General features: G+C 40.9%; 25 protein-coding genes and 1 pseudogene. 13 read left to right on the top strand and 13 right to left on the bottom strand.

Translation table 11 applies throughout. The features are described from left to right. Positions 1-519 (top strand): isopentenyl-diphosphate Delta-isomerase, encoded by a 519-nt coding sequence (idi, locus tag ABD676_RS15565; RefSeq protein WP_344675658.1) that lies wholly within the window; start codon positions 1-3, stop codon positions 517-519. Then, positions 516-1,424, top strand: a complete 909-nt coding sequence (locus ABD676_RS15560) for a TIGR01777 family oxidoreductase (RefSeq protein ID WP_344675657.1) — start codon at positions 516-518, stop codon at positions 1,422-1,424. Before idi ends, ABD676_RS15560 begins: the two co-directional genes overlap by 4 nt. 46 nt (positions 1,425-1,470) lie before the next feature. Here ABD676_RS15560 and mobB read toward each other — a convergent pair whose 3' ends face one another. Together mobB and mobA are read right to left on the bottom strand one after the other, a co-directional pair. Further along, positions 1,471-2,736: a conjugal transfer protein MobB gene (gene mobB, locus ABD676_RS15555; RefSeq protein ID WP_344675656.1), complete on the bottom strand. Its 1,266-nt coding sequence runs from the start codon at positions 2,734-2,736 to the stop codon at positions 1,471-1,473. Continuing rightward, positions 2,733-3,176, bottom strand: a complete 444-nt coding sequence (gene mobA / locus ABD676_RS15550) for a conjugal transfer protein MobA (protein ID WP_344675834.1) — start codon at positions 3,174-3,176, stop codon at positions 2,733-2,735. Before mobA ends, mobB begins: the two co-directional genes overlap by 4 nt. 531 nt (positions 3,177-3,707) lie before the next feature. Between mobA and ABD676_RS15545 the strand changes: the two genes are divergently transcribed. From ABD676_RS15545 to ABD676_RS15525, 5 genes are all read left to right on the top strand, one after another. Continuing rightward, positions 3,708-4,475, top strand: a complete 768-nt coding sequence (locus ABD676_RS15545; RefSeq protein WP_344675655.1) for a ParA family protein — start codon at positions 3,708-3,710, stop codon at positions 4,473-4,475. Positions 4,476-4,487: 12 nt separating this feature from the next. Then, a complete protein-coding gene (locus tag ABD676_RS15540; protein WP_344675654.1) occupies positions 4,488-4,889 on the top strand; it encodes a DUF3408 domain-containing protein in 402 nt (133 codons plus the stop codon). A gap of 328 nt (positions 4,890-5,217) precedes the next feature. Further along, entirely contained in the window at positions 5,218-5,601 is a 384-nt protein-coding gene (locus ABD676_RS15535; protein ID WP_344675653.1) for a hypothetical protein, read from the top strand. A 203-nt stretch (positions 5,602-5,804) separates the two neighbouring features. After that, positions 5,805-5,999, top strand: coding sequence for a helix-turn-helix domain-containing protein (locus tag ABD676_RS15530; protein WP_344675652.1), 195 nt, complete (start codon positions 5,805-5,807; stop codon positions 5,997-5,999). Between the two features lie 45 nt (positions 6,000-6,044). Next, positions 6,045-6,326, top strand: coding sequence for a helix-turn-helix domain-containing protein (locus ABD676_RS15525; protein ID WP_078792819.1), 282 nt, complete (start codon positions 6,045-6,047; stop codon positions 6,324-6,326). Between the two features lie 76 nt (positions 6,327-6,402). Here the strand turns inward: ABD676_RS15525 and ABD676_RS15520 are convergent, their stop codons facing one another. Next, positions 6,403-7,653 carry a site-specific integrase gene (locus tag ABD676_RS15520; RefSeq protein WP_344675651.1) on the bottom strand — a complete coding sequence of 417 codons (1,251 nt, stop codon included), beginning with the start codon at positions 7,651-7,653 and terminating at the stop codon, positions 6,403-6,405. A gap of 1,160 nt (positions 7,654-8,813) precedes the next feature. On the opposite strand from ABD676_RS15520, the gene ABD676_RS15515 reads away from it, so the two are divergent. The 4 genes from ABD676_RS15515 (at position 8,814) to ABD676_RS15500 (ending at position 11,834) form a co-directional block, all read left to right on the top strand. Next, positions 8,814-9,569 (top strand): hypothetical protein, encoded by a 756-nt coding sequence (locus ABD676_RS15515; RefSeq protein WP_344675650.1) that lies wholly within the window; start codon positions 8,814-8,816, stop codon positions 9,567-9,569. 133 nt (positions 9,570-9,702) lie between these two features. Further along, on the top strand, positions 9,703-9,978 hold the full coding sequence (locus ABD676_RS15510; RefSeq protein WP_344675649.1) for a helix-turn-helix domain-containing protein: 276 nt from the start codon (positions 9,703-9,705) through the stop codon (positions 9,976-9,978). 263 nt (positions 9,979-10,241) lie between these two features. Next, positions 10,242-10,841, top strand: coding sequence for a BfmA/BtgA family mobilization protein (locus ABD676_RS15505; protein ID WP_344675648.1), 600 nt, complete (start codon positions 10,242-10,244; stop codon positions 10,839-10,841). Between the two features lie 12 nt (positions 10,842-10,853). Beyond that, positions 10,854-11,834: a DUF5712 family protein gene (locus ABD676_RS15500; protein ID WP_344675647.1), complete on the top strand. Its 981-nt coding sequence runs from the start codon at positions 10,854-10,856 to the stop codon at positions 11,832-11,834. A 363-nt stretch (positions 11,835-12,197) separates the two neighbouring features. Here ABD676_RS15500 and ABD676_RS15495 read toward each other — a convergent pair whose 3' ends face one another. From ABD676_RS15495 to ABD676_RS15460, 10 genes and pseudogenes are all read right to left on the bottom strand, one after another. Beyond that, positions 12,198-13,133 (bottom strand): DUF7829 domain-containing protein, encoded by a 936-nt coding sequence (locus tag ABD676_RS15495; protein WP_486387594.1) that lies wholly within the window; start codon positions 13,131-13,133, stop codon positions 12,198-12,200. After that, positions 13,116-13,589, bottom strand: a pseudogene (locus ABD676_RS18300) (DUF6035 family protein); the annotation flags it as partial. The pseudogene ABD676_RS18300 and the gene ABD676_RS15495, both read right to left, overlap by 18 nt. Then, the gene (locus ABD676_RS18270) at positions 13,577-13,891 is read right to left on the bottom strand and encodes a DUF7830 domain-containing protein (RefSeq protein ID WP_425565301.1); all 315 of its coding nucleotides are present in this window, start codon (positions 13,889-13,891) and stop codon (positions 13,577-13,579) included. The gene ABD676_RS18270 and the pseudogene ABD676_RS18300, both read right to left, overlap by 13 nt. A 33-nt stretch (positions 13,892-13,924) precedes the next feature. Further along, positions 13,925-15,079: an AcrVA2 family anti-CRISPR protein gene (locus ABD676_RS15490; RefSeq protein WP_344675646.1), complete on the bottom strand. Its 1,155-nt coding sequence runs from the start codon at positions 15,077-15,079 to the stop codon at positions 13,925-13,927. Between the two features lie 34 nt (positions 15,080-15,113). Next, a complete protein-coding gene (locus ABD676_RS15485; RefSeq protein WP_344675645.1) occupies positions 15,114-15,356 on the bottom strand; it encodes a hypothetical protein in 243 nt (80 codons plus the stop codon). Between the two features lie 4 nt (positions 15,357-15,360). Further along, positions 15,361-16,656, bottom strand: a complete 1,296-nt coding sequence (locus tag ABD676_RS15480; RefSeq protein ID WP_344675644.1) for a P-loop NTPase fold protein — start codon at positions 16,654-16,656, stop codon at positions 15,361-15,363. 225 nt (positions 16,657-16,881) lie between these two features. After that, positions 16,882-17,580, bottom strand: coding sequence for a PDDEXK nuclease domain-containing protein (locus ABD676_RS15475; protein ID WP_344675643.1), 699 nt, complete (start codon positions 17,578-17,580; stop codon positions 16,882-16,884). After that, entirely contained in the window at positions 17,577-17,981 is a 405-nt protein-coding gene (locus ABD676_RS15470) for a DUF1016 N-terminal domain-containing protein (protein WP_344675642.1), read from the bottom strand. The genes ABD676_RS15475 and ABD676_RS15470 overlap by 4 nt, the downstream gene beginning before the upstream one ends. 80 nt (positions 17,982-18,061) lie before the next feature. Beyond that, positions 18,062-18,475: a helix-turn-helix domain-containing protein gene (locus ABD676_RS15465; protein ID WP_132778208.1), complete on the bottom strand. Its 414-nt coding sequence runs from the start codon at positions 18,473-18,475 to the stop codon at positions 18,062-18,064. Positions 18,476-18,485: 10 nt separating this feature from the next. After that, complete coding sequence (locus ABD676_RS15460) at positions 18,486-18,866, bottom strand: helix-turn-helix domain-containing protein (protein WP_132778207.1); 381 nt, start codon at positions 18,864-18,866, stop codon at positions 18,486-18,488. A 396-nt stretch (positions 18,867-19,262) separates the two neighbouring features. Between ABD676_RS15460 and ABD676_RS15455 the strand changes: the two genes are divergently transcribed. Together ABD676_RS15455 and ABD676_RS15450 are read left to right on the top strand one after the other, a co-directional pair. Beyond that, on the top strand, positions 19,263-19,814 hold the full coding sequence (locus ABD676_RS15455; protein WP_344675641.1) for a TlpA family protein disulfide reductase: 552 nt from the start codon (positions 19,263-19,265) through the stop codon (positions 19,812-19,814). Then, complete coding sequence (locus ABD676_RS15450; RefSeq protein WP_344675640.1) at positions 19,811-22,957, top strand: SusC/RagA family TonB-linked outer membrane protein; 3,147 nt, start codon at positions 19,811-19,813, stop codon at positions 22,955-22,957. Before ABD676_RS15455 ends, ABD676_RS15450 begins: the two co-directional genes overlap by 4 nt. The last annotated feature ends 1 nt before the right edge of the window (position 22,958 follow it).

Genomic DNA, 22,958 nt, shown 5'->3' with positions numbered 1-22,958 from the left:
ATGGAAAGAAACAAAGTAGTCCTTGTAGATAGAAAAGACAATGCCATCGGAGAAATGGAAAAGTTGTTGGCTCATCAGCAAGGCGAATTGCACAGAGCATTCTCGGTGTTTATTTTTAATGATAAAGGAGAATTGCTGTTACAACAAAGGGCTGCCAATAAGTATCACGGTGGTGGTTTGTGGACGAACACCTGTTGCTCTCATCCACAATGGGGAGAAGATGTAGACTCAAGTGCTTTAGAACGATTAAACTATGAAATGGGGTTGAAATCCAATTTAGAGCTGGTGTATTCGTTTATCTACTACACTACTGTCGAAAATAACCTAACCGAACACGAGTTAGACCATGTTTTTGTTGGTTATTCTGACCAGAATCCGTTGCCCAACGACGATGAAGTGCAGGATTATAAGTGGATGAATCCTACTGAAATATTATCAGATATAAATGAGAATCCCTCACTTTATACAGTATGGTTTAAACAGGCTCTCCCGGAATTGCTTTCAAAAATAGAACGATGAAAAAAATACTGATTGCTGGAGGGACAGGTTTTGTGGGGAAGGCATTGATAAAACATCTCGTAAACTGTGGTTATATAGTTCATGTTTTAACCCGAGGAAACAATATTTCGGAGACTGAAAATATGCATTATTTTCGATGGAACATAGAGAAGGCTGTTATTGATGGCAAGGCGTTTGACGGTGTTACAATAATCATCAATCTGACAGGGGTTAACATCGGTGAAAAGCGATGGACAAAAAAAAGGAAAGTTGAAATCATCGAAAGCCGCATAAAGGCAATCGACCTACTGTACCAGTATGTCAATAGACTAAATATTGGTTTAGACACTTTCATTTCTTCATCTGCTGTGGGGTACTATGGAGCAGTTACTTCCACTAAAATATTCACAGAAATTTCTGATAGCGGCGACGACTTTTTAGCTTCTGTTTGTGAGCAATGGGAAAAAGCTGCACTACAATTTGAAAATAGTGATATTGCCACCACTATTTTAAGGAAAGGTGTCGTGTTGGGAAATGAGGGTGGTATGTACCAAAAATTAGCTCCGTTGGCTAAATGGGGTATTAATATTGCTTTAGGAAACGGAAGGCAATTTTTACCATGGATAGATATACGTGACTTGGTTCGTTTGTACGAATTTATTTTACAAACCGATGAAATAAGAGGTGTCTTCAATGTGGTTTCTTCCGAGCATATCACGATGAATGATTTTTCTAAAATTTTACTTCAATCCTTCAGGAAGACAAGTATTTTACCTAATGCACCGGCATTCTTGATACAACTATTGCTCGGCGAAATGTCTGTAATGTTGTTGGAGGGTTCAAAAGTGAGTAATGAAAAGCTAAAAAAAGCAGGCTTTCAGTTTGAATACAACACCATTGAAAAATCATTATTCGGTTTAAAGTAAGTGCGGTTTACGGAATTAGCATTATTTGAAATAAACATTTAGGTATTCACAATTTCCTGCCTTTCTTCTTTTTCTTCTTCATTCGATTGGCGAGCTGTTCTTCCTCGTAGTCCTCGCCCTGTGCTTGTGGCAACAGGCTGAACAACCCCAAATCAGAACTGTGCGAATGCTCCTGTGTGATGAACTCAAAAAGGTCTTTTGTCGGTTGGTTGTCTATCGGGTCCGTATTGGAAACAGGGCTGTCCTGTGCTTTCAATTCGGGTTTGTTTCCGTTGTTCCACCAATCGTTAAACAGATTTGCAGACAAGTTTCTGTCCAACTGCGAGCCATTCCAAACAGTACGGCTACCATTGTCAATAAACGTAATGCCGTAAATCCGTCCGCTGTTGTTCCTGCGGACAACCGTCTGAATATTCTGTTCGGCAAGTTGCTTTTTAAATTCCTTTTCGCTGTCTGTGGTATGAATGGCAAGCTCCACCGCATTTTTGAGGACAGACCTCGCAGGGTTGGTTTTCATTTTCTCTTTCGACTGTCCAAAGTGCCGTTGTAATCCGTTTACTCCTGCGTGCTTGCCAAACAAAGACGCTTTAAACGGATTGTTTACTTTTTCTCCCTTATCGTTCAAAGCGAAATATACCAATCCGTGTATCGGCTCTCCGTTGCGTTCGCCTTTTATTTCCTCTGCCGTAATATTCAAAAACGAAAGCAAAGCGTTGTATGTTCCAATGCTTGTGTATTGGTAATACTTCGGCAGATGCCGAACTACCGAAGCCATTTGACTTTTAATATCGCCTTTCTGCTGTTCTACCTTTTTGAAAATCTTATCAGTTTGTTTCTGTTCCTGCTCGGTAGCTTTGTGCAGGTTGTATTTGGTTTCCAAATCCCGACAGACAGCCATTGAGCGTGGGTGGTCGTAATCATCGGGAATTTTCTTGCCATCAATGCCCACGCAGGTCGAAACAATGTGTATATCTGTGCGGTCAATGTCCGTATGTTTGAATACGATATACGGCTGATTGCCGTAACCCATACGCTCCATATACTCCTGTGCCATTTCGGTAAACTGTTCATCGCTTACCTCGTCTTTTGGATCGGGGTTCAATGAAATGTGCCGTACCGTCTTTTCCGTTTTGATATTGGCAGACAGATACGGCTCAAAACATTTATTAAAATACGCAACGGAATACCTGCCGTCCACCGTGTCGGGTATCTTGTTGAGCAACAGAACCGCTCCGTTTTCCTTTTCCACTTTCTGCTGATTGTACAAAATCGCTCCGTACATATTGCTTCCCTTTCCGATTTTTGCAATCATTTTTCTTGCTCTTTATTCAGATATTTCTTTTCAAACTCCTGTGTCAAACGAATGATTTCCTTTGTTACCTTTACCAATTCAATAGTCTGTTTTTCCAATTTGTAGAGGTATGCCAATGCCTTTTTCTCCGAAAAATTGGTATTCAACAGCTTTACAATCTGGTTGTAATTGGTGGCTATTCCTCTGAACTGTCCGAAAAAATTGGTCAATCCTGCGTGGTATTCTACGGCATTCATATCAATTTTTACGGTCTTTACCGTCTTCTGAAAGATACAAGCCGTAATGAAATGTGCCATTACGTTCATTCCCGATTGGTCGAAAAGGGCAAGGAATTTGGCATTATCTTCATCGTTTAGGTTAAAGGAATACCGATGTACGGCAGGGTCAATCTTCGGTTTTCGACCTGTCTTTTTAATCTTTTTTCTGTTCATTTCTTCCATAATCAAATCCATTTTTAATGTTATCGAAACTGCGACTTCGGAGCGGTTTTCAGCACCCTGCAAGGGCAAGTGCTTTTGAGGTGCGGAAATTTGTTTCGAGGACCTCAAGAGATAACTTGCTCTGCTCTGAACAAGGGTTCAGAAAATCCGTTTTGCAAACGGATTAGAGTTAGCCGAAAGAAAACAGGCCGAAACTGTTTTTATCGTATCCGTAAATACTTTGATTTTAAAGGATTAAACCCACTCCGTTATTCCTTTACAAAGTAAAGGAACTATCAGCATTTGGCACTCGGACAAACACTGCCACTGAACGCCAAACACTGCCATACTTCAATCATCGGATACTTTAATCGCTTTATTTGCCTTATCGTTTTAATGCAGGTAGGAAAACAGGCAAGAAAATCCGTGTTGCGTAAAAGCATAAAGTTTTAAAAGTATAAAACTGTAAAAGCGTGAAAGGATTTTGCTTCCTGCCAAAACATATACCTGTGTGCAAAACGGATAAAGTGTGTAACAATAAATTTTTGAATAATGGAAACAACAAAGAAAACCTTAAAAATCAGTTTTGCCACCCAAAAAGGCGGTGTGGGAAAATCTACGATGACAACCCTGTTGGCAAGTGTGCTTCACTACCGCTTGGGTTACGATGTGCTTGTAATGGACTGCGACTTTCCGCAACATAGTCTTACCAATCTGCGTGAAAGGGATTTAAAAACCATAATGCAGAACGAATACCACAAACGAATGGCAATGAGACAGTTTCAAGCCATTAACAAAAAAGCATATCCGATTATCAGATGTAAAGCTGATACCGCTTTGCAGACAGCTTCGGACTATGTAAACCAATCGTCTGTAAAACCCGATGTGATATTTTTCGATTTGCCTGGAACGGCAAATGCCAAAGGTGTTTTGACGACTTTAAAGAAAATGGATTTTATCTTCTCTCCGATGTCGGCAGACCGCTTGGTCGTGGAAAGTACATTGGGCTTTACCAAAGCATTTATCTGGCTTCCTCCGATTGAGGGCGAAAACAAAGAACAGGTAATGTGGCTGTTTTGGAACGGTGTGGACGGCAGGGAAAAAACAGGCGTATATGAAGCCTATCAAAGCGTAATCCAACAGCTTAATCTGTCCGTAATGCAGTCGAGGATAATGGACAGTAAGCGTTTCAGAAAGGAAACGGACGATACGGGAACTTATGTGTTCAGGTCGAGCCTGCTCCCTGTCGAAGTACCGTTGATGAAAGCGACAAAATTGGATTTATTTGTCGATGAGTTTTTAAAAATTGTTCAACTATAAAAATATCAGATTATGATTTCAGACAACATTAACGATGAATTCGCCAAGCCCGATGTAAACGAAGAATATCTAATGGGTATTATTGGTGGTGGCGAGCCTGTCGCTCCGTCCGAAACGGCTAAACAGGAAGCTCCAAAGACAGCAAAGCCCAAAGAGAAAGTCAGAAACAGTACGCCAAAGAAATTGGACTACGAGGACAAGTTTTTAGCCAATCGGTTTCCGTCTGGGCGTAACGGAAAAGTTGTGTATATCCGTCCTGAATACCACGAAAGGTTAATCCGTATCGTCCAACTGACAAGGGAAGAAAAAACAACGCTGTATTCCTACATTGATAATATCCTCGAACACCATTTTGAGGAATTTGAGGAAATGATTTTGGCATTGTACAACAGTAAAACGAAGCCTTTGTTTTGATTGTAGTGCGGTGTCGGGTTGGGTGCGTTGCTCTCTCTTAAAATTATTTTCCAAAAGAAAAAAACAGGAAAAAAAAGAAAGCCATTCAAACAAGGCGGACAAGCGGAAAGACCAAAGGAAACGGAATAAGTCCCGAAGGGTGGCGAAGCCATTATGCCGTAGTCTTTTGGTTGGGTGGTGCGGTGGCTGTCCGCCTTATCTTTGCTACCTTTTTATTCTTTTTTGGAAGTGATTTTATAATGCCTTTGACTGCCAAATACTGCCACTAAATGCCAAAGGAAAACAAAACATTCCCTTGTGTTCTATATTGGGCGAAAATTTTGAACCTATGGCACAAAAAGCAACAACCGACAAGGAACGGAAAGAGAAAGAGCAAATCAATAAAAAAGAGCATAATCCTTTGATAAAGGTTGATAAGCACGGCGACCCTATTTCCAATTTCATAGCCAACTTTAAACGCCAATTCAAGGAAGCAAAAGGCTTGTTAAATTGGAGCAAGCTGTTCGGGGGCAAACGTGCCGAACCGCCAAAACAACCTGCCGAACCCGAAAGCGTGATAGGTGCAACAAAAACGGTTATCCGTTCGGATTACAAAAACGCTGAAAACAATCAAGCCGTACAAGTCAATAAAAAGCCTGCTTTGAGAATGGGCAATACAATCAAAACGCAACAGGCTCGCCCGAAAAACAACAAGCCAAAATTAGGATTGTAGTACAGTATTCGGCAACTGAACGCCAAATGCTACCTCTGACTGCAACATTGGAACGCCCTGTATAAGTACCTTATACATTTGAAGTCTAAATTGATTAGACTATGGAAATAACAGTTTTAGACATTCAGATTTTGAAAGCATTGCACAAGGAAGTAAAGGAAGTTTCCAACCTGATTGCGGAAATGACTGCACCCTAAAAGGCATTGCAACAGGCACCGAAATGGCTCGACCAACAGGAAGCCTGCCAACTGCTGAACATTAGCAAACGGACGTTACAGACGTACAGGGCAAAGGGTATTCTTGGGGCAACGCAAATCAATCGGAAAACCTATTTCAGATTATCCGATGTGGAGTTACTTATGCAGGGAGAGCGACCATTAAAAAAGCAAAAGAAATGAACCCTGAAAGGCTCCATCTGACCATTAAAAAACAAAAAAAAACAGATGAAACAGATTGGAAATTCAAACGAGGATATGCTTGCCCTGCTCGAAGCTGTGGTAGGTATCAAAAATGAACTGCTGTATATCAGGGAATATTTCCACCCGTTATTGCAAGGGGAAATCTACCTGACAGGCGAACAGGTCTGTGAGATGTTGCATATCAGCAAACGGACGTTGCAACAGTACAGAGATGACGGACTGATACCGTTTATCAAGCTCGAACGGAAAATACTTTTCCGTGAAAGCGATATTCGTAAGGTATTGGAAGATAACTATCAGCGTTAGCAGATTGTCTGAAACTGTAACCGTATCGGTCAATTAAAGAAACAGCCCACTGCTTTAAGCGGTGGGCTGTGGTGTTTTAAAGGCTTGCCACAAAAGAGCGTTCCAAACCTTTAAATCTGTGCGATACTTTTTGCATATCCTTACCAACTTTCTCGTTGAGTATCTTGGCGTAAATCTGCGTGGTGGCAATATTCTTATGCCCTAACATTTTACTCAAGCTTTCGAGTGGGACACCCTCGCTCAAAAACAGCGTGGCAAAGGTATGGCGTGCCAAATGAAAGGTAACTTTCTTTCCTTTCAGGCAGTCGATTTGCTCTGATATTCTTTTCAAGCTATCATTACAAACAGTGTTTGACGGAACAGGGAAAACTTTGCCGTCCTTTGACAATCCTGCATACTTTTCGATAATCATTTTGGGTATATCCAACAGCATTACATTGGACGATGTGGCTGTTTTTCTCCTGCGGACGATAATCCATTGATTGCCATCAAAAAACTCCTGAAGATTACTGTTTTTAAGCCCTTTTATATCCGAATACGAAAGCCCTGTAAAACAACTGAAAACAAACAGGTCTTTAACCAATTCGTCTTTCTTTTTCTCGCTGTTGAACGCTACAAGCTGTTCCAATTCGTTCCGCAACAGGTAACCTCTGTCTTTGTCCTTTTTGGTGTTCTTGTATTCGCTGAACGGATTAAAGGCAAGGTGCTTTCTGCTCATCGCCAATCGGCAAAGCGTGGTAAAATTTATCATATAGAGCCAAATCGTATTATGATTTAAGGTTAAATCATCACGCAGGTAGTAATCAAAATTCTGTACAAATTCGGAAGTAAGGTCGTGAAAGGTTATATCGCTATAACCATATTTCGCAAGAGCAAAATTCCGCAGGTGCTTTAAAAGTGTTTTGTATCTGCTGTGTGTTCCTTGTACCCGAAGTCCGCTGTTTACCTTTTTTTCAAAGTCCGCTATAAACTGTTCGCAGAATTTGAAAAAGGTCAATTCTCCGCTTTCCATTCCGAGAAAAGTGTTTTTCAATTTCGCACTGCTTACCGTTGCCTCATTCTTTAAGATTTTGGAATAACATTCCTCCATACCCAAACGGATTTTGTCGAGTTTGCCGTTTACCTCTTGGGCTTCTCGGCTTTTCCCCAAAACCCTGCCGTACTTCAAATCCCAATTCGTTGCGGAAATATCCAACTTGGTACTAAATGCGGACTGTTTGCCGTTTACGGTAACTCTGCACATAACCGCAACCTTTCCGTTTTTCTTCGGGGCGTTCTTTTTAAGGTAGAACAATACCTTAAACGTTGATTTTTTTGTCGTTTCCATACTCACAATTCATTAATGTAAAATTAAACTTTAGTGAGCCACGAAACAATATGAAAAACTATGCAAATAACTGAAATACAATACAATAAAAAGTTTTATTTCGGTAGTTAAAAGTAATGAAATAGTAATCTTACTCTTTCCGAACCTCGCTAATTACTGCCGATTGCTACATTACCAAAAAATCAAAAAACAGCTGTAAATCCTTTATTTACAAATGCTTTGCCCTTTATTATTCCTTGATGTATTTTTGCTGAAAATTTATTTTATATTCCATACCAAAATGAAAAATTCGGGTTAGGTCAAATAATTAAAATACCAGATAAGCAATCTTTGTCTGTTATCATTTATGAAGAGCTATTTGAAAAGATTGATTATAAATTCTTAGAGATAACTTTACAGCGCTGTAAGCCATTATTGTTTGGTAATTCATTTGATGCTAAATATTATCATAAAGACTGGGTAATTCTAGGAAATATTAAGTCCGTACTATAGAATATTCGTCTACCTTATTAAAAATAGGCAGATCCTCTGTTTATATCGAAGATTTTAATGAACGGGAAAATCAGAAGAGCTTCACAGAAAGAAAAAGGGTTTCTTATTTTCAGAAAATATATTGCTCCAGTACGTTTACAAAACGCATTAATATCACATCACGGATTCGGAGAATGGAAGGATGACCAATTTAACCCCTTACTATATTCATAAAATGAGAAAGGAAATAAGCTGATCGAGGAATAATGATTTTTTAAGCAGTAATATGAGCAAGCGGAAGTTGGGCAGAGCCCTACTTTGCTTGCCGTATGCGCTGCAAACGGGGTTTTGGGTATCCTCCGGGGATACCCTTACAGCCTAACGGTATCGTAAAGACCGTTTTTGGTATACTCTACGGTATACTGTACAAAGCTTTACAGATTTACCGATATTTAATCATATCAATATACGGATAGATCGATTTACCGATATTTCACCAGTCGAAAGAGCCTATCTTACAACTTTTTAGTAAATTTCCTCTTCCATGATAGCTCTTTATGGCAGAGGAGAGCTAAATAACCGCGCAGCGCTCATGAATGCCATTAAAAACATACAAAAGATGAATACATTCATTATCTTGTTTGTGAACAGTTTTTGCATTTAAGTGTGAATTTATTTAGGTTTGGGTTATGTCGTCAAAATTCTTTAAATACCGCAGAGCATTCCAGCGTAATGCACACCCGTACGATCTGGGCGTACTGACCGGTCTGAGAAGGGGCAGTGACGACAACCATTTTTTGTTGAAGATCTATAAGCTTGAGCTTTCTTCTTTCGAAGATTATTACCGCTACCACCTCGATCATTATCTGGCAAGGGATGAAGGAAACAGGGAAAAGGAGTTTTTTGCACATGTCTGGCAGCGTGTTGCCAGAAGAATAGAATATTTTGAAAGAAAGGATCCGTTCTCCTCCAAACATGCCCTGAATATGTCCAACATCGAAAAGCTACAGGAGTTTCAGAAGTTCCTTTTGCCGAGGGACAAATGGAATATTGCCCCCAGCGATGTCTTGCTCAAGGAAAAAGATGCCAAGATCGACGAACTGCATGAAAAGATCGACCAACTGGAGAAAAAACTCGAGAAACTCGAAGCGTTCAACGTGTCGGGCAAGGCGATGATACAGGACGAACACCTCTCCACCTTTATGGATCTGATCCACCAGATAAAAGACCTGCCCCTTCCAAATGGGAGAAAGCTCGTGAGGAGTGATTTTGACAGCCCCTATTACAAACTCGTTGCCAAGTACTTTAGCTACAAGGGAAAAGCCATATCCATCGACACCGCCCGCAACTATTTTGTCAAAAAGGATCCCAAAGATGCAAAGAAGGGCGTGAAGATCGAAGAGCACGAAAAAATCTTCAGAATCGTACCAAAAGACCAAAAATAACCTCCCGTCCACTATCTGGACATGACCAAGCAGACTTGGTTGGTCATCCACCTTCTCGTAATATCCTCCAATTTTGTTCCTTGGCACCGCCAATATCGGTGGCCGCTACGAATCGGAAACAAATTTGTAAACTATGCATATAGACATCGTAACGAAAGAAGACCTCTGCAAGATGCAAAAGGAAATGATGGAGGAGATCAGGCAACTCGTGAGGGAGAATGTGAAAAAGGAAAATGACCGCCAGTGGCTCCGCAGTGCCGAGGTAAGAAAAATGCTCGGTATATCACCGGGAACTTTGCAGAACCTCCGTATCAACGGGACGCTGCCCTACAAAAAGATCGGTGGAAGTATCTATTACCGTGGGGATGATATCCAAAAGATGATGGAAGGGGGACATGGGAATGGATAGACACATGGGGATGCCGGGACATCTTCTTACCACTTACTTTGAGAGAGTGACCGGCGATGACAGGCTGCTGCCTTCGCACATCGGTCTGGTCATAGCACTTTTCTATTACCATGACGCTGTTAGTTCTTTTGACTTCTTCCATGCAAGCCGGAGCAGACTGATGCGCTTTTCGCGCATCAGGTCGATAACAACTTACCATAAATGCCTTTCGGAGCTGGTAGAATACGGCTATCTGGAATACATCCCTTCGTGGCATCCGACCAATGCCAGCAGGTTCCGGTTTATATTCGATGACACAGGAGGTAGTAATGGTCAGGATTGATCCCAACAGTAAATCGGTACGTTACCCCAAGGAGGTGGACGACCGCTTATCGTTACTGGCACGCAAGCTGGGACGGACAAAACGGGAACTGGTGATACAGATGGTGGATTATTTCTATAAGAGCAAAAAGGATCCCGCAGACCTGAACGATGAAATGCTGAAAAAGGAACTTTCAAGCGGAATAAGCAGGATACTCTCCTTTATCCGTAAACAGGAGGGTGATCTGCTGGTGCCGATCTATTCGATGGCCAGCGAACTCTCAACACTGGCAAAATTGCAGGGTAAGGTCACCAAGGCGATAGCCGAAGCGCAGCTCAAGGGAAATGCGGCTGTCGGTGAAAGCGTCAACCACCTCAAAATTTTGGACAGCGACCTGAAACGGCTGATCGTAGCGCTTGCGGAAAAGGATAAACTGAAATCCGGTTTCAGAAAGATACTGGAGCATTATATCGCCCAAAGGGAAACCTTAGGCTGGCCGGTATCGGCCGCAAAGAAGGAAGAACTGGCAAAACAGGTGCGTCAGGCTTTAGAAAATTTATGACAAGAGGGAAATATGTTTATCAATATCACGGCATCCGAAACGGGAAGCAACAAAGCTAGTTCCGCCGGGCTGGTGAACTATCTCGAAAAAGAGAACAGAAACACGCAAAACATGGCCGAACATGAAAATTGGTTCAATTGGAACCGGGATGACATCAGACCGCATGAGGTGCGGATCGGTATCGACAGCAACGTGGCCAAACTGGGCAAAGATGACAGTAAGTTCTTTCTGATCAACATCAGTCCAAGCCAGAAGGAGCTGGCGCACCTCACCTTCGTTTATGGGGAAGAGGGCGCCAAGGAAAAACTGAAAGGGTTTGCCGTCAAGGTCATGGACGAATATGCAAAAAATTTCAAGCGGGATAATATCAGTGGCCATAAAGATCTGCTCTGGTTCGGTAAACTGGAGAACCATAGATACTATGGACACAATGAAAAGGAAGTCAGGAACGGAACGAGGCAACGGGGCGAGCGCAAGGATGGCCAGCAGATGCATATCCAGATCATTGTAAGCAGGAAGGATATTACCAATACAATTAAGCTGAGTCCGCAGAATACCTCGCGGGGTAGGAACACTTCCCATTCCAGGAAAATGGGACAGTTTGACCGTACCGCATTTAAGCAGTCGGGCGAAACGCTCTTTGATCAGGTGTTCGGCTTTGAGCGTGGGCTGAAAGAACGGATGCATTATGCCAATATGATGAAGAACGGAACGATGGAGCAGAAGGCACAGATGCATGCCCTTGGAAATTTTATGGAAAGGTACCCAAAGCTGCACGAGAGCCATGTAACAGATAATCTTATGGCCAATATCCACCATGAAAAATATCCGGATGTCGGCAGTATGCTGTCCTCCATTGCAGGAGGGGCTTGGGGGCTGTTTGACATGTTGTTGGAACCTGTATTCGATGCATCGGGTGCACAGCAGACTGTTGCGGGTGAGGAGGAACGGAAACGCAGGCGCAGAAAAAAGGGTCAGGGCCTGAAAAGATAGAACGGCTCTTTCTCCCTGCGGTACACGTGCATTCCTTCCTACGGCGGAAAGCACGCGAACCTCGGTTCGGAACGCAAGAGGTGTTTTGCTGTGCGCACACCACTTGCTAAGTAACAAAGTCAGCTGCCAAATCGAACGGAAAATTGTTCCCATCTGCACCGCTCCGGCAAATTTACCCACGGAGCCGGAAAGGTCAAGGATATAGTAAACGCACCCCCACACTCTTGTCCATCACTGTGCGCCCTTGACCCCATTCCGTCTCCTTGCGTCTGGGTGGCCTAAGCGGTGAAAATGGGAGGGTGTGTGCATGATAGATGGAAATCGTTGAAATAGATGTCCCAAGTTTTACGCATCAAACTATGCCTAAAAGAATAACTCTGGATACAAATCTCTTAGCAGCGAATCGATCGAGCGATCAGTTTCAACACTCTCCAGACCAAATTCTTTGATCTTTCTCAAAAATGTCCCCTTTTTATCAAGTCCAACAATATGATCCCATGTACCATACTTTTTCAAAGCAAGTTTGGTATAATACCAAAAGCCTTTATAGCCGCCTTGAATCCTGACAACGAACTGAACCCAATTTTTTAAGCCCGTTCCTATCATTTTCTTTTTTAGTGCGGATTCAATAAAAACTAAATAAGTGAAATATTTGGAAATCAAAGGGATCAGGTGATGGTCTGAAAGGTTGTTGTAAAAGTTAAGCTTCAACAGCGTTGTTTCAGCCTCTCTTTCATTGCTGTTTGAACGATTCTTGAAATACTCCCGATCATGATCTGTCAGACGGTATCCCCTTAAAAATAACGCCGGTATAAGTCTATACATCCAAATATCAAGGTTATGGTTTTCATAGAGTTCTTGGAGGCACCCTCGGCCGTTTCCATCTTTAGCGTTTACATCAATAAGTATTTTATTTTCGGTCAACAGAAATTCAACGATTGAAATCCTAGAATCCAGATAATGTGGGTTTCTCCTTATATAGTTCTTAATATAGGTCATCATCGGAGGTAAGGTATTTGTTCGCTCCCGGTTCAATCCCAGCTTAATGTTCAGAAGCTCTATTTCCTCCTTATTCATATTTTCAAATCGAGCATAGAGGTTAAATAGGCTATAATCCTTATTTTTTAAGTCTTTAATATCTGCAATAATCTTGGCGATCTTATCTTCAGATAATCTTAATTTGACAGTCCTTTCTTGTTCTTCATGTTTTCTCTTTTGTTCTTCCAGAAATTTAATGAGTTCCTCTTCCTTTTTTTGTTTTTCCGGTTCGTAATCAAGATAATATGCCTGCATCATTATCTGATCGAACGTGAGCTGGTGAAGTTGGACCAGCTTTTTCAACCATTTTTCTCTTACCGAATTATTATTGAAGATATAAGATGCTTTATACGCACAGGAAAGTACAAGAGAATCACCAGAAGCCTCGTCTAACGAGAACAGATTTTGATGAGGAAAGAGATATTTGATGTCGCGTTCCATCTGAGTTTGGACACTTGGGTTTTCTATATCAAGAATCCAGAACAGATAGATACCATGAGTCCTATAAAATGAATATCGCCGTAATATGTAGCTTAATGACAGCTGAGAAAGTTGGATTTCAAATACGATTTCTTTGCCTAAGTAACGGCAATAAACGTCGGGACGGCGTCTTTCATTCCCCTTGATGATAAATTCCGTATCCTCTATTATACTGGACACTTCGACGCCTTGCGTTTTTGAAAGCGCGACAGCAATCCGATGTTTTATATCTTTATGTTTATCACTTTCCTATAATATAATACTCTATATTGGTCTTCACGCAGTTCATCTGATAGATTTGTATCCTTCAGTTCACAGAAGTCAGAATTTGGGAGATGCCTAAAGAAGAGCCGGTCACGGCTACTGGGGACAATAACCAGACGTTGCCCGCATTCCAGACAGGAATAAGATTTGTCTCCGCTGTGATAATCTTTCCGCGCAGCAAAACCCGATTTCTGCGATCGGAACAGTTCATGTGCCTGCACAGTCAGACCAGTCTCCGTATCCTTCGCTGATGTTATAGATCTCAGGTAGGTCATCTTATTATTAAATATTATCTTCACGCATAGCGCTTATTGATCTTCCCTGACGTCATATAAATGCCCTTTTAACGGCTGTCCATGGCTGCTATTTACTATAGTCGGCATGATCCAGACCATTCTCTGGTGCTTTAGCTTTTCGCCAAAACGCTGGCTTCTCCAATGCCCACGTCTCCAATGAGATTGTATCACGATATCAGACCCTGCATTAGAATCTGCCTTTTTAAACGATTCTCCAACATACCGTATCCTGGTATAACCCAAGTCCTCAATCTTTCGATCTATTTTACTTTGCTCTCTTTTCGTTTTGACAAACGAAAGTTTTTTGTTCAGGTTATGTGGTAATCCACCGGGGAACTCATTTTTAACATCGATCTTTTCAGCAGGTTGTGACAAATACAATAGGCAATTTACGACAAGGTGGATACTGTTAGCAAGCAGGTCGGTTGTGGAGGTATAGAAATCGAGATCAGAATCTGTTATCTCATCCGCAGATTTTCCATTCGTAAAGATTTCTTCCCTCAGCCCCTGCAGGAAGTGTTCTACCGTTTGCTTTACATTTTCTCTGCCCTCCTGCTTCTCAAACCATAACCAAATGTTCCAGAAACTTCCGATCGGTGTCTCGTCAAATTTTTCAACGCCTTCTATGTTGTACGGAAGTCTGCTCTTGACATTTTGGATATGTTCCAGAAATACATCCTTAAAATCTCCAACAAAATAAAGAGAAAGGTCACAATAACCTTCAGGATTTTCTCCCATGCCATTCCAGATGTTATGGTTGACATAGACCCCTTCAATTACGGTCTCTCTCCCTTTAGCAATTTTCAGGTTCAGAGGCTTTAAGGATATATATAAGATGTCGTATGGTAGATGAAATTTATCCGGTGTAATACCATCGACATCGGTTTTCTCCAACATCAATAGCAGTTCCTTTGAGAAAGAAAAGATATTCCGCCCGTTCGTATACCACTCTTTCCAATGATGGAAATTTTCATACAGATATTCGAAATCATGAATTTCATCCAAGCTTAATCCCGATTTTTTATAAAGGAATTCTTGGGTATTGGTTCCGTCATAGTTAGGGATATGTTTCTTTTGAAGGGCATTATGATCCTTAACAAAATTTCTAAAGTTATTTTGCTTTTCGATCCGATAGGGGAAATGATATAATAATTCTTTTTCTGTCATTTAATGCTATGATTAGGCGGTTTAAAAGAGGCAATTATACCTGTCCCTTCGATATTAATATTTTTCCCAAAACCTCTTGTAACTTCTTATACAACGTGGTACTATTACTTCTTGGGTTCTTTTTCGCTAGCTTATTGTCCACATTTTCTTTTAGATCTTTAAATAAGTCGATCTCGTTCGGTTCAAGGTTATAGATCGTATCCAGATAACCAACATAAAGTAAATTTACAAAATCCTGTTTGTGCGCATTGCTCATCCGAAGGAACGTGGTATGCACAAAATTAGCTGTGAACCCTTCGAGGGAGAAATAGCCCTTGCTCTGCGTAATTTTTGAGCTTCCGTAATAAATCTCTGTATTCGCGGTCTGCAAGCTTTAGATAGTCATGCTCCAGCAGTTTGTTATATATATCATAATGAATGGGTATGTTGTCATCAATGACGTGGTGTTTTTTACGGAGCTCCTGTCTTAGCCTATTGATATCGAAGATATTTCCGCCCGTTACTGTTTCGTAAATAGACGTATAGAAAGTGTATTGATTATCATCATTTATATAGCTATCGATAAATTTGATCAGGTACGAACCTTTCTGACTCTCTTTTCCCAATATTCTTGAGATTGCCAGCGTTTCATACTGTTCCAGATCCTGTCTTTCCTTATATGAGATTTCACCTTTTCGGAATTCGATACAGACGCCCAGTGTAAACTTGAGAATATCGATCAGGATAGACTCTTTTAGTCTTTCTAATGGAGTAATACCAAGCCCCTGAGTTCCGATCACATGATACCCCTGACCAAAAATGGAAATGAAGTTCTTTAATGTCCGATAGTTAACCCTCCCTTGTCCTTCTTTTGTGAAAATGTCACTGATAATCTTGTACTGCTTAGAGATGAACTCTTTAAACGTATCGGTAGAATCATACGTAGAAATAAAGTTGTCGAATACTTCTCGAAAACTCTGCTCAAAATGCAGCGTATATCCAATCGTTTTCTCCTTGATTTTTTTAAAGCGCTCAGCATCCATTTTATCCTCATTGGCTATCAGGATGATTTTATTGTTATCATGCTCTACCAACGAGTTTATGAATCCAAGCAGCTCGTCCTCCTTTAAGTACTCTTTATTGACCCTTTCTAAATCGTCCAAGCAAATCAATAAGTTATCGAACTTGAGCTTTTCTTTTGCTTTTTTATTGATATCCTTCGCAGTTTTACCCGCATTATCTACCGTTCCCTCTAACAATCCTTCTTTACCCAATAGCTTACTAACATCTACCGATTTTATGATGCCTTTCAATATAGATGTTCCATAATGCGCATATTTATTGTCAAGAAGTGGGTATAGGGATATCCATATTCTATCCTTGATGTCACCAATAGATTTTACCCCGAAGAGAGATACAAGGATCGGTTGATAATTTTTCTCCGCTCCAGAACCGATTGTTTTGATATTCTTCGCTTTTTCAAAGAAAACATTTTTTATATAGTGTGTCTTGCCCGAACCCCAATCACCGGTAAGCAGTATGGCGTGGTTTGTTTCCGTCTGCAGGTAATTCAACAGCACATTTTCGATTCTGTTCATTTAATATTGATATTGGTTTATTCGAAAATTAGTGATTCTTCTTTAGTTTGTCTCAACAATGGTCTCCCTCCTATACTTGGTCAGTTTAATAAAGGTTCAGGCAAGAGGCAATCAGACCTTCATTTTCCCTTATCGTTCATTGTGATTTGAATTCGCTAATTGCAAATCACAATGAAAATGGGTTTGGTTCATTTCTTAGTAAACCCAGCAGGGCCGTCCACCATTTTACCCACTTTCGCCATTGTCATCAATCCTCAATTGCTCTTCAATCTCTTCTATTTTGGGAAGACTGCTCTTCAGATTATCGGGAAGTTGTGTGAAAAGCTCAAATTCACTTACTCCCATCGGCTTGTGTATATCCTGCAAAGCATACTCAACCTCAAGATTATTTTTATCTCTGCAGAGTAATATGCCAATAGTCGGATTTTCGGCTGGGCATTTGAGCGTTTTATCAACCAGTGTGAGATAGAAATTAAGTTTTCCGGCGTATTCGGGCTTAAAATCTCCGTTTTTTAATTCCACAACCACATAGCATTGCATTGGGATGTGATAAAACAATAAATCAATGAAATACTCTTTATCCCCCAGTTCAAATCGATATTGTCTACCAATGAACGCAAATCCTTTGCCTAACTCAAGCAAGAAACGAAGTATGTTTTGTGTCAACTGTTCCTCGATGTCTTTTTCCTTACTCCTTGCCGTCATGTTGACAAAGTCAAAGATATAAGGATCATTTAGTGTTTGCTGTGCGAGTTCAGATTTGGTGTCAGGTAACGTTGTTGTTAAATTTGTAATTGCTTTACCTTGTCTTTTATATAGAGATGACTTTATCTGCAGGGCCAATATATCCATGGTCCAGCCATTTTCGACAGTTTGCTCTAGATAAAACAAAGCCTCCTCTACTGTCTGTGTCTTGCTGATCAATTGGATGATGTGCCGCCATGGCAATCTCCCAACACTATGCTGTATGAATACAGTTTCGTTTCTATTTTTTCAACGCTGCTTTGGAAAAAGTCAGAAGAGGAGAAAAACTTGTAAAACTTAACACAATTGTAAAGATTTGTGGGGGAAAAACCACTCAAATCAGGGAACTCAGCTTTAAGGTCTTTTGAAACGGAAGCTACTAAACCTTTACCCCAATGAGCATGCTGTTGCTTTTCGAAAATGTCTTTCCCTAATTCCCAATAGAATCCTACAAGTTCTGCATTTGCCTGCAACAATATGTGATGTTGCAGCGACCTTACTCGATCTTTAAGTCCTCTTAGCCCATCTGCATAGCTATCAGAGGTTCCTGCATTGCTACCAAGAACGTCATCATCACCCATAAATACAATTGTTGTTAATTATTTCCATTTTTTCGTATAGACAAACTATTTTCCTTGTTCTAACTCTTAAATAATTTCGTCTAATCTTTTGTTGAAATGTTTTGCCTTACAATTTCAAGTAAATCTTTTCTGGCAGCGGCAAGTTGTCTTTCAAACATTTCAATAGTCTCTTTTAACGGATTGTGGATATTCTCCACATTTGCAGCTATGTTTGATGCAGATACACCACTGTTTTCGTAGAAATTGTTTGTATTATATAGAACTTTCTCTTCCGTAAAATCTCGTAAGCCTTCATAAGTAACACCTAAAGCTTCAGCGACCTCTCTAAACTTTTCATCTCCTATATTTTCCGATTGTTCTAATTTTGAGACAGCTTGTTTAGATATTTTCATCCTTTCAGCAAGGTCAGATTGTGTCCAACCTCTAAGTTTTCTTACCCGCTCTATCTTTCTACCTTTGTGAAGACTTAGCTTGTTGGTGATAATTTCAGACATATGATTTACCCTATTTTGTGTTTTGGGATTTAAGAATTTCTATTTTTTCTCGCTCGCTCGTAAGGAGTCTTTCATATAGTTCAACAACTTTTTCTATAGGACTAAAGACTTGATGTATTCCATGTGAATTTTCGGATATTTTATTATTCTCAACTTTGTTTTCAATACTATAGAATGCTTGGTTTTCGTTGAATTCTTTTATTACTTCTGGTGTAACGTTGAATATCTGTGCGACCTGAACAATGATTTGATCATCTACCGAGTCAGAATTTTCAATAAGTGAATATTCTGCTTGGGTTATTCCGAGTTCAATAGCTACTGCTTCTTGCTTAAGTCCTTTTAGATTTCTTATAAATTTAATATTCGGACCTATTCTGACTGTTTTTTCCATAAATATAAGACAAATTATAAATTCAAATATACATAAAAGTCAACCTTAAACAAATAAAAATCAACCTGTTTTTTTCTTTTTTATATTTTGCAGTTCATTACTTTGTATTATCCGTATTGAACTTAAATATGAAGAAACAGTTGTACAAAAATATTATCAGAAGTCCAGATTGATAACTTTGTTACTCTGTCCTAATCTGTGATGCATAATTATCCACTGACTTTAGTTCCGTTAACCCTAAGGCACGATTAAGACTAACTTTTCCTAACCCAATTCTCAAACACTTAGACTTTGAATATTATGACGTTTTTATACGCAATGGCCACGCTTTGGCCTAAAGTAAAGCACCAAATACCGATAGTACAAGCGTTTTTGCTCACAATTTTTTGTTTCATATTGTTTAGTAATGCCCGCGCCCAGTCCGTCCAAGAGCGGGCTGATGCCGGGCTAAATGATGTTAGACCTCTAAAGATTGGCGATAGACTACCTGAAGCCTTTTGGCAGCAAGAGCATACCATTTACATTAACGGACAAACCAATAAACAGACTTTAGATCAATACAGAGGCAATCTGCTCATCTTGGATTTTTGGGCAAGTTGGTGCGGCCCATGCCTCAAAAAATTTGCTTTCGCCGATAGTATAAATCGCATTTTCGCTGACCAAGTTGCTGTAGTACTGGTTAATGCAGACAATACCGGAGATGATGAGGAAAAGATAATAGGTAAGATGCGAGAAATGGGAAGCGGATTAAATACCATTATGAAAGATGGCATACTTTGGAAACTATTCCAACACTCCATTATACCACATTACGTGTGGATCGAAAATGGACAATACCGGGCAGCAACAGGCGCAGAAATGTTTGACCTGCATAACATAGAGGTTTCCATTAAAAGGCGTCACAAACTAAATGAGACCATTCGCAGACGTAACACTAGCAACCAATGAAAAAGATCTTTTTTATGATATCGGTATTATTTACCATAGCTGCTGTTGCCCATAGCCAACAGAAGGTTTTTAGAGTAGTTGATGCAGACAGCAAAAAGGGAATTACCGCTGTTGTTTCTGTAGGAAACAACAATTTTCCGACTGACAACAACGGTTATTTTAAGCTTTCTATCGTAAATCGACCTGTAAAACTCAGGATACAGGCGTTGAATTACATTCCTTTGGATACTTTGCTAAGTGACTATAACGGTTCTCTTATCTTCCATTTAAGACCAGTGGTAAAAGAAATTGAGGAAGTGGTAATCAGTACAGGATACCAAAAGATCAAGCAGGAGCAACTAACTGGATCGGTACAGCATATCGGTTCCCATATGCTCGAGAATCAGGTGAGCACAGACGTACTATCTAGGCTAGAGGCTATTTCCAGCGGACTGAGCGTAGACCGTAGTACAGCACAGGGACGTATTACCATTAGAGGGTTGAGCAGCATCAATGGTCCCAAGGATGTATTGATAGTTGTAGATAATTTTCCATATGATGGAAATCTCGAAAATATCAACCCTAATGATGTTGAAAGTATTACCCTGCTGAAAGATGCCGCGGCAAGTTCTATATGGGGAAGTAAGGCTGGCAATGGTGTAATTGTGATCACGACCAAGAAAGGTAAATTCAATCAAGATCTGCAAATACAGGGCAGTATTAACAATAATGTCATTAGTAAGCCCTACCTGTATCGTTTGCAGCAAATGAGTTCATCCGATTATATCGATGTCGAAAGTTATCTGTTTTCCCAAGGATATTATCAATCTGCTTATGATGACCCGTCTATGCCAGGGTTGACGCCCGTAATAGAGACACTCTACAATGCAGATCTGAGCCCAAGTGAAAAAGAAGAACGTCTGGATCGATGGCGCCATCTGGATGTGAGGGATGAATTCAAGAACAAGGTTTATGGAGTGGGGCTAAACCAGCAGTACAACCTACAGGCCAATGGAGGCAACAGGCGCTATAACTGGTTAGCGACAGCGGGATACGACCGAAACAGGGATAATCTGGATGCATTGTACGCTAGGTTGACCTTACGTTATGCTTTGGAAATCAATTTGGCAAAAAACCTAAGCGTGGACATGAATATTACCCATGCTAATGCACAAAGCAAAAGCGGCAAGCAGGGTTATACCGAGATCACAGCGTTAAATGGCACACTCTATCCTTATGCACAACTAACAGACGAAGATGGTAATGCAATGCCTTTGGTACAGAACTATCGGCTAAACTACCTGAGCACATTGGATGGAAGACTGGCTGATTGGAAATATTATCCGCTCACGGACTGTCTCTTTAACAAGGACGAGATAAATCTTAATAATACAGGGATAAATGTAGGAATGAATTATCGGTATGCAGGTTTTGATGTTCAAGCGCTCTATCGTATGGAAAGACAGCAGACCACTAATGAAAATATCTATGATGCCCAGAGTTATTTTGCAAGGGATATCGTGAACAGTTTTGCTCAGCCTGCCGATGATGGCTCTATCAGTTACTTGGTTCCACAGGGTGGTATAATGGATTTACAGAACGGATATCTGCTGGCGAACAACTTAAGGCTTCAACTGAACTATGACAAACGCTTCGGGTCACATCACTTTAACGCACTTGCCGGTGCTGAGCGTCGTTCTCTACGCAATGAAAGCAACAGCTACCGCTATTTTGGACTGGAAACGAATACCCTGAATACAGGTCTAATTGATCTGACAAAGCGGTATCCGCACTACATCACCGGCAGCAACAGCTTTATACCTGGCAGGCAAAGCCTGGGGCTGACTCGGAACAATTTTGTGAGTTTTTATGGCAATGCTAGCTATAGTTACAGAGATACTTATTTTATTTATGCCAGTGCCCGTCGCGATGCATCGAATCTGTTCGGGGTGAGTACGAACAATAAATGGAAGCCATTATGGAGCGTGGGTTTGGCTTGGAATGTCGACAACGATCTGCCTTGGCTAAAATCAGGCGCGTCTCTGAAACTTAGGGCGAGTTATGGATTTAGCGGCAATGCAGACCCATCACGTACCGGCCTCACTACCATTACCTACAATACTGTATCACCTTTTACCCAAAGCAACTTTGCCTCGATTACACGCTTTTATAATCCCGATCTACGTTGGGAGACTGTTGGCACACTTAATATAGGTGTTGATTTTGGTCTCTTTGACAGGCGCATCAGCGGAAGCTTTGACTATTACCGAAAAAGGGCCAAGGATCTGTTCGGCTTTTATCCTATTGACTACACAAGTGGTGTGGGGCCGACCATGGTAAGGAATATTGCATCGATGGAGGGGCATGGCATCGATCTGAGACTTGAGAGCCGTAACCTTGTGGGAAATGGCCTCCAATGGGGTACCATCATAAATTTCAGCACCAATCGGGACAAGGTAACGGATTATTATGACGTCTCAACGAAAGGCGGAGACTATATAGGGACCGGAACAATTACCGGCTTGGTGGGTAAACCGGTTTACTCGGTCTTTTCGTACCGATATGGAGGACTGGATCAGCAGGGAAATCCGTTAGGTTATCTCAACAACGATTTGTCTACGGATTACGTGGAGCTCACGGGGAACGGCAGTAGTCTGACGGACTTGCGATATCACGGCTCCGCACTGCCTACAGTATTTGGAAATTTTACCAATCGGTTAAGCTACAACAGGTTGAGTCTGGAAGTCGCACTTGCCTATAAGTTTGGTTATTACTTCAGACGCAGCAGTATACAGTATACTAATTTGGTGGGCAGCGGACGCGGTCATTCGGACTATTCTCTGCGCTGGCAAAATACGGGAGATGAGATGCATACTAATGTACCTTCATTCCAATACCCGGTTAATGATAGTCGGAGTTTGTTCTATCAACTTTCGGAAGTACTGGTGGAGCCGGCAGACCACTTACGCCTACAATATGTTTCCCTAAGCTACCAATTGGAAAACAAATTCAAGAATTTAGGTATCCGAGATATGCGCATCATGCTAAACGCAAGCAATTTGGGTTTGTTGTGGACGTCCAATAAGAAAGATCTCGATCCCGATTATGACAATGTGCTGCAGCCATCAAAAGCGTACGCGCTGGCACTTCAATTTAAATTTTAGA

It is taken from the genome of Sphingobacterium kyonggiense, from assembly GCF_039536825.1.
In the GTDB taxonomy this organism is placed as follows: Bacteria; Bacteroidota; Bacteroidia; order Sphingobacteriales; family Sphingobacteriaceae; genus Sphingobacterium; species Sphingobacterium kyonggiense.
The sequence above is the reverse complement of the archived record's forward strand: the minus strand, read 5'-3'. Positions and strand labels throughout refer to the sequence as shown.

Coding starts and splice junctions, on each gene's coding strand:
- idi (WP_344675658.1), top strand. CDS start 1: ATGGAAAGAAACAAAGTAGTCCTTGTAGATAGAAAAGACAATGCCATC.
- ABD676_RS15560 (WP_344675657.1), top strand. CDS start 516: ATGAAAAAAATACTGATTGCTGGAGGGACAGGTTTTGTGGGGAAGGCA.
- mobB (WP_344675656.1), bottom strand. CDS start 2,736: ATGATTGCAAAAATCGGAAAGGGAAGCAATATGTACGGAGCGATTTTG.
- mobA (WP_344675834.1), bottom strand. CDS start 3,176: ATGGAAGAAATGAACAGAAAAAAGATTAAAAAGACAGGTCGAAAACCG.
- ABD676_RS15545 (WP_344675655.1), top strand. CDS start 3,708: ATGGAAACAACAAAGAAAACCTTAAAAATCAGTTTTGCCACCCAAAAA.
- ABD676_RS15540 (WP_344675654.1), top strand. CDS start 4,488: ATGATTTCAGACAACATTAACGATGAATTCGCCAAGCCCGATGTAAAC.
- ABD676_RS15535 (WP_344675653.1), top strand. CDS start 5,218: ATGGCACAAAAAGCAACAACCGACAAGGAACGGAAAGAGAAAGAGCAA.
- ABD676_RS15525 (WP_078792819.1), top strand. CDS start 6,045: ATGAAACAGATTGGAAATTCAAACGAGGATATGCTTGCCCTGCTCGAA.
- ABD676_RS15520 (WP_344675651.1), bottom strand. CDS start 7,653: ATGGAAACGACAAAAAAATCAACGTTTAAGGTATTGTTCTACCTTAAA.
- ABD676_RS15515 (WP_344675650.1), top strand. CDS start 8,814: ATGTCGTCAAAATTCTTTAAATACCGCAGAGCATTCCAGCGTAATGCA.
- ABD676_RS15510 (WP_344675649.1), top strand. CDS start 9,703: ATGCATATAGACATCGTAACGAAAGAAGACCTCTGCAAGATGCAAAAG.
- ABD676_RS15505 (WP_344675648.1), top strand. CDS start 10,242: ATGCCAGCAGGTTCCGGTTTATATTCGATGACACAGGAGGTAGTAATG.
- ABD676_RS15500 (WP_344675647.1), top strand. CDS start 10,854: ATGTTTATCAATATCACGGCATCCGAAACGGGAAGCAACAAAGCTAGT.
- ABD676_RS18270 (WP_425565301.1), bottom strand. CDS start 13,891: ATGACCTACCTGAGATCTATAACATCAGCGAAGGATACGGAGACTGGT.
- ABD676_RS15490 (WP_344675646.1), bottom strand. CDS start 15,079: ATGACAGAAAAAGAATTATTATATCATTTCCCCTATCGGATCGAAAAG.
- ABD676_RS15480 (WP_344675644.1), bottom strand. CDS start 16,656: ATGAACAGAATCGAAAATGTGCTGTTGAATTACCTGCAGACGGAAACA.
- ABD676_RS15470 (WP_344675642.1), bottom strand. CDS start 17,981: ATGGGTGATGATGACGTTCTTGGTAGCAATGCAGGAACCTCTGATAGC.
- ABD676_RS15465 (WP_132778208.1), bottom strand. CDS start 18,475: ATGTCTGAAATTATCACCAACAAGCTAAGTCTTCACAAAGGTAGAAAG.
- ABD676_RS15460 (WP_132778207.1), bottom strand. CDS start 18,866: ATGGAAAAAACAGTCAGAATAGGTCCGAATATTAAATTTATAAGAAAT.
- ABD676_RS15450 (WP_344675640.1), top strand. CDS start 19,811: ATGAAAAAGATCTTTTTTATGATATCGGTATTATTTACCATAGCTGCT.